This is a genomic window from Stenotrophomonas sp. 278, from assembly GCF_003935715.1.
GTDB classification, from domain to species: Bacteria; Pseudomonadota; Gammaproteobacteria; order Xanthomonadales; family Xanthomonadaceae; genus Stenotrophomonas; species Stenotrophomonas maltophilia_AH.
The window spans coordinates 1-9,965 of sequence record NZ_RHPP01000142.1 but is presented as its reverse complement, the minus strand read 5'-3'; the positions used below and the strand labels follow the sequence as shown (position 1 = coordinate 9,965).

Annotated in this window: 9 protein-coding genes; 5 read left to right on the top strand and 4 right to left on the bottom strand. The window is 67.6% G+C overall.

Annotation, left to right across the window (positions count from 1 at the left end):
- The coding region (locus EGJ34_RS18185; protein WP_312023042.1) for an ATP-dependent helicase C-terminal domain-containing protein at positions 1–1,118 on the top strand (1,118 nt) is incomplete at its 5' end.
- 233 nt (positions 1,119–1,351) lie between these two features.
- The gene (locus tag EGJ34_RS18180) at positions 1,352–1,753 is read left to right on the top strand and encodes a hypothetical protein (RefSeq protein ID WP_125361876.1); all 402 of its coding nucleotides are present in this window, start codon (positions 1,352–1,354) and stop codon (positions 1,751–1,753) included.
- Between the two features lie 100 nt (positions 1,754–1,853).
- Here the strand turns inward: EGJ34_RS18180 and EGJ34_RS18175 are convergent, their stop codons facing one another.
- Complete coding sequence (locus EGJ34_RS18175) at positions 1,854–2,390, bottom strand: pseudouridine synthase (protein ID WP_125361875.1); 537 nt, start codon at positions 2,388–2,390, stop codon at positions 1,854–1,856.
- 211 nt (positions 2,391–2,601) lie between these two features.
- The gene (locus tag EGJ34_RS18170; protein WP_125361874.1) at positions 2,602–3,456 is read right to left on the bottom strand and encodes a class I SAM-dependent methyltransferase; all 855 of its coding nucleotides are present in this window, start codon (positions 3,454–3,456) and stop codon (positions 2,602–2,604) included.
- A 172-nt stretch (positions 3,457–3,628) separates the two neighbouring features.
- Here EGJ34_RS18170 and EGJ34_RS18165 point away from each other — a divergent pair, with 172 nt between their 5' ends.
- Both EGJ34_RS18165 and EGJ34_RS18160 read left to right on the top strand, forming a co-directional pair.
- On the top strand, positions 3,629–4,579 hold the full coding sequence (locus tag EGJ34_RS18165; RefSeq protein WP_125361873.1) for an aldo/keto reductase: 951 nt from the start codon (positions 3,629–3,631) through the stop codon (positions 4,577–4,579).
- A gap of 359 nt (positions 4,580–4,938) precedes the next feature.
- Positions 4,939–6,159: an RtcB family protein gene (locus EGJ34_RS18160; protein WP_125361872.1), complete on the top strand. Its 1,221-nt coding sequence runs from the start codon at positions 4,939–4,941 to the stop codon at positions 6,157–6,159.
- On the opposite strand, the gene EGJ34_RS18155 is transcribed toward EGJ34_RS18160, so the two are convergent.
- Entirely contained in the window at positions 6,160–7,062 is a 903-nt protein-coding gene (locus tag EGJ34_RS18155) for an NAD(P)/FAD-dependent oxidoreductase (protein WP_125361871.1), read from the bottom strand.
- Positions 7,052–7,504, bottom strand: coding sequence for an Rrf2 family transcriptional regulator (locus EGJ34_RS18150; protein WP_125361870.1), 453 nt, complete (start codon positions 7,502–7,504; stop codon positions 7,052–7,054). The genes EGJ34_RS18155 and EGJ34_RS18150 overlap by 11 nt, the downstream gene beginning before the upstream one ends.
- 195 nt (positions 7,505–7,699) lie before the next feature.
- Here EGJ34_RS18150 and EGJ34_RS18145 point away from each other — a divergent pair, with 195 nt between their 5' ends.
- The gene (locus EGJ34_RS18145) at positions 7,700–9,823 is read left to right on the top strand and encodes a methyl-accepting chemotaxis protein (RefSeq protein ID WP_125361869.1); all 2,124 of its coding nucleotides are present in this window, start codon (positions 7,700–7,702) and stop codon (positions 9,821–9,823) included.
- The last annotated feature ends 142 nt before the right edge of the window (positions 9,824–9,965 follow it).

The following is a 9,965-nucleotide window of genomic DNA, read 5'->3' as shown; positions in this document are numbered from 1 at the left end:
CGTTCCGCCAGGGCCGTGCGCCGCACGACGCCAATCGCGGTGCGCTGGCTGCCATCGATGCGGCGAGCAAGCAGTGGCGACGCAGGCTGCGCTGCGACACCGCCCCGTCCGCTTCGGTGGAAGCCCACCAGCTCGGCGACCTGCTGGCGCATGCGTTCCCGGACCGGATCGCTGCGCGCCATCCCACCGACCCGCTGCGCTACCTGCTGGCCAACGGCCGCAGTGCACGCCTGTTCGACCCCAGCGACCTGCGCGGCGAGCCGTGGCTGGTGGCGGTGGAGCTGCGCTACGAATCCCGCGACGCGCTGCTGCTGCGCGCCGCACCGGTGGATGAAACGCGCCTGCGCCGCGACTTCCCGCAGCGCTTCGTGCAGGAAGACGTGGTGCGCTGGGACGGCGACAAGCGCGCCCTGGTGGCGCTGCGTGAAACCCGCTTCGACCGCATCGTGCTGGACAGTCGCTCGGCCGGCCGGGTCGATCCGGCCCAGGCCGCACAGGCCCTCACCGACGCGGTGCGGGAACTCGGCCTGCAGGCGTTGCCGTGGACCGACGGACTGCGCCAGTGGCAGGCGCGCACCGTGGGGCTGCGCCACTGGATGCCGGAACTGGAGCTGCCGGATGTTTCCGACGCGGCGCTGCTGGCGACGCTGTCGGACTGGCTGACGCCGGCGTTCAACGGCAAAACCCGCCTGGACGCACTGGACGAGGGCAGCCTGGGTGAGGCGCTGAAGTCGCCGCTGCCGTGGGCGCTGCGACAGCGCGTGGACCAGCTGGCTCCGGTGCGCATGGCGGTGCCGTCGGGCATGGAGCGGTCCATCCAGTACGCGCTGGAGGCCGATGGCGTCACCCCGCAGCCACCGGTGCTGGCGGTGAAGCTGCAGGAATTGTTCGGACTGGCCGACACCCCGCGCATTGCCGACGGCCGGGTGCCGCTGACCCTGCATCTGCTGTCACCCGGTGGGCGGCCGCTGCAGGTGACCCAGGACCTGCGCAACTTCTGGGCCAATACCTATGCGGAGGTAAAGAAAGAAATGAAGGGGCGGTATCCGAAGCATCCGTGGCCGGACGACCCGTGGACCGCCACCGCCACGCATCGTGCCAAGCCGCGCGGGACGTGAATGGCGATTGGCCGGCATGGCGATTGCCGGGCATGGCCGCGCCCCGGATCACCCAACGCCACCGTGCCGATGAACGCGTCGCCACGCGCCCGTCACTGGACGCCCCGATGACGTAGAGCCGGGCTTGCCCGGCTGCTTTGGACGCACAGTCAGGATTCAGTCACGATACGGATAACACGCTCTACACGGCCATCGCGCCACACTGGATTTCGACCCGAGGCAAAGGACCCCACATGAGCAGACTGACCGTTATTACCGACCGCGCCCTCGAGCGCGCCCTGGATCTTGCCAGCAGCGCCGGCGATGGCATCAAGCATGCAGGCAACAGCCTGGGCAGCAACCTGCGTCACTTTGGTCCGCAGGCCACCGACTGGATCAAGACCGGTGCCGCGCTGGGCGCGGTGAAGACCGGCGGCAAGGCGGCGGCCAAGGTGGTGCGTCGCAACCCGGCGGCAACGATCGCGGTGGCGGCGGTGGGCGTGGGCCTGCTGGGTTACGCGCTGTACCGCAAGCAGCAGAAGAAGAAGGCCGCGCAGGGCGGCGTGGTCGATGGCCAGGCGCAGCGCATTGCCGCGCGCAACCGTCGCACCAGCACCGTGATTGATGAGCACAGCGATATTGGCAGCGATGCCTGATCCTTGATGCGTTGAGGTAACAGCAGAACCGTCGACAATGTTCGGCGGTTTTGCTTTTTGGGCTCCGGACGGTTGTGTGAGGGCCGGCCAACGGCCGGCGCTACCGGATTTCGCGCCACTGACCCGGTTGAAGGTCGCGTAACTGGTGCGGACCCATTGAGACGCGGACCAGGCGCAGGGTGGGCAGGCCCACCGCAGCGGTCATGCGCCGCACCTGGCGGTTGCGGCCTTCGCGCAGGGTGATCGCCAGCCAGGCATCGGGCACGGTTTTGCGGAAGCGTACCGGCGGGGTGCGTTCCCACAGCGCGGGCGCTTCCAGTAGTTCCGCGCCGGCCGGCAGGGTAGGACCGTCGTTGAGCTGCACGCCGCGGCGCAGGGCCTGCAGGGCTTCGTCGGTGACCGTGCCTTCCACCTGTACCCAGTAGGTCTTGGCTTCCTTGTGCTTGGGGTCGGTCAGCCGGTTGGCGAGGCGGCCGTCGTCGGTGAGCAGCAGGAGGCCTTCGCTGTCGTAGTCCAGCCGCCCGGCGGCATAGACGTCGGCCGGCAGCCCGAAGCCGGCCAGGGTTGCGCGCGGCGGCTGGCTGCGGTCGGTGAACTGGCACAGCACGTTGAAGGGTTTGTTGAAGGCAATCAGCATGGGGCCATTGTCCCATTCCCGCGCGTTGCGCGGGCGACGACCAACGGTCGTCGCCTACCGGTGTCGGTGCCCGGTTACATCGGTGCCCGGTAGCGCCCGAAGAGAACGGCAGGAGCCGTTCTCAACGTCGCATCGCGACGGCCCGAAGGGGGCCCGCCAGGACGGCGGGCATACCGTTGGTCGGGCGACGCCGTGCAACGGCGGCTTTGTATCAACGCTTCACGAAGCGCAGGGTCATGCGGTCGCTTTCGCCGATCGCCTTGTACTTGGCGGCGTCGCCGGCTTCATGATTGTTCGACGGCGGCAGGGTCCACACCCCGTTCGGGTGGTCCTTGCTGTCGCGCGGGTTGGCATTGATTTCGCTGCTGCCGGCGAGCTCGAAACCGGCAGCCTTGGCCAAGGCGATCATCTGCTGCTGGCCGACATAGCCGCTCTTGTCATCGGCCGGCACGTCGGCCTTGGCGCGGTGTTCCACCACACCCAGCACGCCACCGGGCTTGAGTACGTTGTAGAAGCCCTTGAACATGCCGGCGTCCTGGCCGGCGCTGCGCCAGTTGTGCACGTTGCGGAAGGTCAGCACCACGTCCGCCGAACCCGGCGCGCCGAACACCGGGGCCTTCGGATCGTACTTCACGACCTGGGTCTTGTCGTACATCGCCGGGGTGTCGGCAAACTTCTTGCTCAGGCTGTCCAGGCCACGCTGCTGGTAGTCGCGGCCACGGCCTTCAGCCACCGCCATCGGGTCGACCACGGCGGCCACATAGGTGCCGCTGTCGCGCAGCAGGGGGGCGAGGATCTCGGAGTACCAGCCGCCACCTGGCGTGATTTCGATCACGGTCTTGCCCGGTTCCACGCCGAAGAACGACAGCGTCTGCGCGGGATGGCGGTACGCGTCGCGCTGCACATTGGCCGGGGTGCGGCCCTTGCCGTCCACGGCGGCCTGCACGGCCGGGGTGATCGCCGGCTGCGCGTTGGCACCGGCCGGCTTGATGGCCATGGCGGGGGTGGCAAGCAGCAGGGTGGACACGGTGAACAGGCAGGCACAGCTGAGCGAACGGGCTTTCATCGGCACAACTCCAGTGACGGGATGCGGCGAGACTAGCAGCCCATCGCGTCAAGGTGTTCACAAAACGTTAGTACGGTGGCGTATTGCAGAACACTGTTTTGTGCGGCGTGCCTCGGCGATGTCACTACCCCGCCCGTATGCTGTTCCATTGATTCTGAAGGGAGACCTGCCCATGACTGCAGCGCGCGAACTCGGCCGTTCCGGCCTCAAAGTAGCCCCCATCGCGTTTGGCGGCAACGTGTTTGGCTGGGGTGCGGACGAGAAGACCTCGTTTGCACTGCTGGACGCCTTCGTCGATGCCGGCTTCAATCTGGTCGACACCGCCGATGCATACTCGGCCTGGGTACCAGGTAACCAAGGCGGCGAGTCGGAAACGATCATCGGTCGCTGGTTCCAGCGCAGTGGCAAGCGCGACAAGGTGATCGTGGCGACCAAGGTGGCCAAGTGGGCCGAGCGCCCCGGACTGTCCACCGACAACATCAATGCCGCAGTGGAAGATTCCCTGCGCCGCCTGCAGACCGATGTGATCGATCTCTACCAGGCGCACGAGGATGATGAGTCGGTTCCGCTGGAAACCACGCTGGCGGCGTTTGGCCGGCTGATCGAACAGGGCAAGGTGCGCGCGATTGGTGCGTCCAACTACAGCGCCGCGCGCCTGCGTGACGCGCTGAAGGTTTCGGCCGACTACAAGCTGCCGCGCTATGAAACCCTGCAGCCGGAGTACAACCTGTATGACCGCGCCGGCTACGAGGACGAACTGGAAGCGGTGGCGCGCGAGCATGGACTGGGCGTGATCAGCTATTACTCGCTCGCCAGCGGCTTCCTCACCGGCAAATACCGCAGCGCGGATGACGCCGGCAAGAGCGCCTCGCGCGGCAGCAGCGTGGTCGGCAAGTACGTCAATCCGCGCGGGCTGCGCATTCTGGAAGCGCTGGATGACGTGGCGACCTCGCACAAAGCGACGGCAGCACAGGTGGCACTGGCGTGGCTGATCGCACAGCCGACCATCACCGCGCCGATTGTGAGCGCCACCAGCGTGGAACAGCTGCAGGACGTGCTGGCGGCGGCGAAGCTGTCGTTGAGTGCGAATGAGCTGGCGCAGCTGGATGCCGCTTCCGCGTAGTGACACGCCCTGCGTGTCATCGTGACCCCGAACGATTCGCGGACGCGCATGGCGCGTCCCTACGGTACCCCATGGCAACGGGCGCGCATTGCGTGTAAGGTACGCGCCCATTGCCGCCCTGTGCGGTTCCACCCTTCAACCTGAGGCCCCGATGCACCGCACTTCCTTCGCCATCGCTTACCGACTGCCGCGCACGCTGAACGTGCTGCGTGCACGCGATGCCGCAGGTGCGAAGCACCCGGCCACACCCTGATCTTCCTGCGCGGAGATCGGGCTTCCGATCTCCGAGGCACGCCAACGCCCTCGGATGCTGCATCCGGGGGCGTTTTTGTTTGCGTTGGCGTCAAAGGAATGAATCCATGAACACGCAACACACATTCGAGCTGCTGCACGCCGAAGGCCCTACCCCGATCAAGGGCTGGGTGCGCGGCCTGCCGGTGGACGAGCTCGCCCAGCAGCAGCTGCGCAACATCGCGACCATGCCCTTCGTGGGGCCATGGGTAGCGGTCATGCCTGACGTACACGTCGGCAAGGGCGCGACGGTCGGCTCGGTGATTCCGACCCGCGGTGCGATCATCCCGGCCGCGGTCGGGGTGGATATCGGCTGCGGCATGGCGGCGGTGCGCACCACGCTGCGGGCCGAAGACCTGCCTGACAACCTGGCCCAGCTGCGCAGCAGCATTGAGCGTGCGGTGCCGGTCGGCAACGGCAAAGGAGGCGAGCACCGCCTGCTGCCCGACAGCATCCGCAGCCGGATCGAACGCTCCGGGCTGGTGCAGGGGCTGGACGCGATCAAGCAGCGGCACCGGAAGATCCGCACCGACAAGCTGGCCTGCCAGATCGGTACGCTGGGCGGCGGCAACCACTTCATCGAGATCTGCCTGGATGAAACCGGCGCGGTGTGGGTGATGCTGCACAGTGGCTCACGCGGCACCGGCAACCTGATCGGCACCTACTTCATCGAGCAGGCCCGTGAGCAGCTCGCACGCCGGGTGCTGGGCTTCCACCTGCCGGACAAGGACCTGGCCTTCTTCCTGCAGGGTGAGCCGTTGTTCGATGACTACGTACAGGCGGTGAGCTGGGCACAGGACTACGCACGTGAGAACCGCGAGGCGATGATGGCGCGGGTGCTGGCCGAGATGCGGCTGCGGCTGCCGAAGTTCCAGCTGGAGAAGCTGGCGGTGAACTGCCACCACAACTATGTGCAGAGTGAGACGCACGGCGGCGAGGAGCTGCTGGTGACCCGCAAGGGTGCGGTGAGTGCGCGCGCCGGCGAACTGGGCATCATTCCCGGCAGCATGGGCACGCGCAGCTACATCGTGCGTGGCAAGGGCAACGCCGAAAGCTTCCACAGCTGCAGCCACGGTGCTGGCCGCGTGCTGAGCCGCAGCGCGGCGCGGCAGCAGATCACCCTGGCCCAGCACCGCGAGGCCACCGCGCACGTGGAATGCCGTAAGGACGCGGCGGTAATTGACGAATCGCCGGCGGCATACAAGTCGATTGACGCGGTGATGGCGGCGCAGAGCGATCTGGTCGAGGTGGTGCACACCTTGCGCCAGGTGGTGTGCATCAAGGGGTGATCATCCCGCGCCATCGTCCGCAATCAGCGCGTGATGCAGGCCGACGCCGGCTCTTACACCCTCCGCCATCGCCAACGTGATGTTCCCCATCGTGGTCGCATCACCGGCTGCATAAACACCAGGCACGCTGGTCTGCTTCTGCGCGTCCACGGTGAGCAGCACGCCGACCGGGCTTTCCTCCAGCGCACACCCCAACTGCTCGGCCAGCGGCGACGCCATGTGCTGCTTCGCAGTCACGAACAGCGCGCGGATGTCGATGCGGCGACCATCGGCAAGCACCGCCGCACTGAGCTGCGGTGCCTCACCCTCCAACGACACCACAGGCGTGGTTTCCAAGGTCACACCGCGCCGCTGCAGGATCGCGAGGTCGTCCGCCTCGATCTCCTCACCCTGGGTAAAGAACGTCACCTGCCCCCAGTCGGCGAGTACGCCGGCCATCTTCGGCGACATCGCGTGTCCGCCCAGCAGACCGATGGATCCGCCGCCAATTTCGTAGCCATGGCAGTACGGGCAGTGCACGACTGAACTACCCCAGCGCTCGGCCAGGCCCGGCAGCTCCGGCAGCTCGTCGCGGATGCCGGTTGCCAACAGGATCTTGCGCGTCGCCCAGGTCTCGCCCGCTCTGGTTCGCAATGCGAAGCCATCCGGCGTGACATGCCCGTCCACCACGGTGTCGTTGCTCCAGCGCACGCTGGGGTAATCCAGCAGCTGCGCCTTGGCCTGCTTGAGCAGCTCGCTGCCGGCAATGCCGTCCAGGCCCAGCACACCATGCGAATGCGCGGCGAAGCGGTTGCGGGGCAGGCCGGCGTCGATCACCAGCACGTTGCGCCGGGCGCGGGCGAGGATGAGCCCGGCGGAGAGGCCGGCGAAACTGCCGCCGACGATGATGGCATCAAAGGTCATGGGGGACTCCTGAAGTGTGATGGGCAAGGTGCACGGCGAAGGCCGCGCCGAGGGTGGCCAGGGTGGTGGCCTGCAGGCGCGTTTCCAGCAGGGCCTGGGCCTGGCGGTAACTGTCGTCGAGCGCGTCGTTGACCACCTTCATCACCGGACAGCCCGCGCCACCTTCGCGGGCGCCGGTGTGCAGCAGCGCGGGCGAACCGAGCGCGCGGTACACGTCCAGCAGGGTGATCTGCGCCGGATCGCGGGCCAGCTGGCTGCCGCCGCCATGGCCGCGCACGGCCTGCACGATGCCGCCCTTGCCGAGCTGGGCCAGCAGGCGGCGGATCACCACCGGGTGGGTGGGCAGGCAGGTGGCGAGCTGCTCGGAGGTGCGCGGGCCGGATTGGCCGACCAGGTGGGCGACGATGTGCAGGGCGTCGGAGAACTGGTTGTTGGATTTCATGTAACTACGATAGTTACATTATGGGTCGATTGTCCAGAGCGGTCGCGCCGGGAGCGTTGCATTTTCAGCTGCAATGAAACTGCAATATAAAGTTCACGCGAGTGAATGAGACATGAAATGTGAGCCACGTCGCACTTCAGAAGGGACCGGAGCTGTCCGATATCGGATCGCCCCCTCTCTTTTTGCAGTGCCAACATGTCCAAATCCTCCCCTTCCGCGCCGACGCGCGCCTTCAGCCTGCAGTTCAAGCTGCTGGGTGCCCTCTCCGTTGGCCTGGCCGTGGTGGTGCTGTGCGCCGTGGCCGGTCTGGGCTCGGCGTGGCTGAATCTTTCGACCACGATTCCGCCGGAAGTCGCGCGCAACGCGCAGGCCGAAGCGCTGCAGCGCGAGTTCCGCATGCAGGTGCAGGAGTGGAAGAACGTGCTGCTGCGCGGCGGCGATGAGGCGCTGCGAACCAAGCACCTGGGTGCCTTCGATGCGCAGGGCGAAAAGGCGCGTGCGCTGGCGCAGGGGCTGGCCGAAGGCGATGACGCCGAGACCGTGCAGCTGGCGAAAACTTTCATCGACCAGCACACCACGCTGGAGAAGGACTACCACGGTGCCCTGGAGGCGTTCGCGGCCAGCGGTTACAACCCGCAGGAAGGCGACACCCTGGTGCGTGGCAAGGACCGGGCACTGGGCACCACGCTGGATGCCCTGGGCGCGCGCACGGCTCTCGTCTCCGAAGCGGCGGTCAAAGCCCGCTCCGAACAGGCGCGGCGCATGCTGGTGATCTGTGCGGTGCTGACCGCCGCCGCGGCGGTGGTGCTGATGGTGCTGCTGGGGTGGTGGCTGCGACGTGCCGTGATTGCCCCGGTGGTGGCGGTGGAAGCGGCCGCGCGTGCGGTCGCCCGCGGTGACCTGGAGCATCACGTGCAGGTGCGCAGCCGCGACGAGATTGGCCGCCTGGGCACGGCGATGATGGCGGTGACCCGAACCCTGAAGGACGTGCTGGCGGCGCAGGCACACATGGCGCACCGTCACGAAGCCGGCGAGATCAGCTTCCGCATGGACGCCAGCGCGTTCGCCGGCGGCTACGGGCAGATGGTGCGCGACACCAATGCACTGGTGGATGCCCACGTACAGGTGCAGCTGCAGGCGATCCAGATCATGGGGCGCTATGCGGTCGGCGACCTGGCCCAGGACATGCAGCGCCTGCCCGGCGAACAGGCGGTGATCACCGAGTCGCTGGACACGGTGAAGCGCAACCTGGGCGCGATCAATGCGGAGATCAAGCGGCTGGCGCAGGCCGCCGCGCTGGGCGACTTCAGCCTGCGTGGGGATGTGGCGGGCTTCCAGCATGACTTCCACGACATGGTGGCGGGTCTGAACCAGCTGATGGACACCACCGAGCGCGACCTGGGCGAGCTGTCGGCCGTGTTGCAGGCGATTGCACGCGGCGATCTCAGCGCGCGCATGCAGGGCCGGTTCCACGGCGTGTTCGCGCGCATGCGCGACGACGTGACCGCCACCAGCGAGCAGCTGACGGCCATCGTGGGGGGCATCAAGCAGTCCGCACAGGCGATCCAGACCGCTGCCGGCGAGATTGCCGCCGGCAACGCCGATCTGTCGCAGCGCACCGAGCAGCAGGCGGCCAACCTGGAAGAAACCGCGGCGTCGATGGAGGAACTGACCTCGACCGTGCGCCAGAATGCCGAGCACGCCCGTCAGGCCAACCAGCTGGCGATCGGCGCACACAGCGTGGCCAGCGAAGGTGGCGCGGTGGTGTGCCAGGTGGTGGATACCATGCGCGCGATCGAAAATTCGTCGCAGCGCATTGCCGACATCATCAGCGTGATTGACGGCATCGCCTTCCAGACCAACATTCTGGCGTTGAACGCCGCCGTGGAAGCCGCACGCGCTGGCGAGCAGGGCCGCGGCTTTGCGGTGGTGGCTTCGGAAGTACGCACGCTGGCGCAGCGCTCGGCCGCGGCCGCCAAGGAGATCAAGGGCCTGATCGACACCTCGGTGCAGGACGTGGCCGGTGGCGCGGCGCTGGTGCAGCAGGCCGGCGAAACCATGCGCGAGATCGTCGACAGCGTGCAGCGGGTGACCGACATCATGGCGGAGATCTCGGCGGCGTCGCAGGAACAGTCCGCCGGCATCGAGCAGGTCAACCAGACCGTGGTGCATATGGATGAGGCGACGCAACAGAATGCGGCGCTGGTGGAGGAAGCCTCGGCAGCCGCGCGCAGCATGGAAGAGCAGGCGGTGGCGTTGAATGACGCAGTGGATGTGTTCGTGCTGGCCGGTACACCGGGGTTGGCGCGCGCGGCGTAGGGTCCCAGGGCCGGCCAACGGCCGGCGCTACCGAGGCCGCATGCGGTCCGGGGCCCCCCCCCGGGGGCCGCCCCCGGGGGGGCGGCTTTGTTTTTGGCCCCCGCCCGCCCCCCCCCAACCCCACCCACCGCCGGGGCCCGCG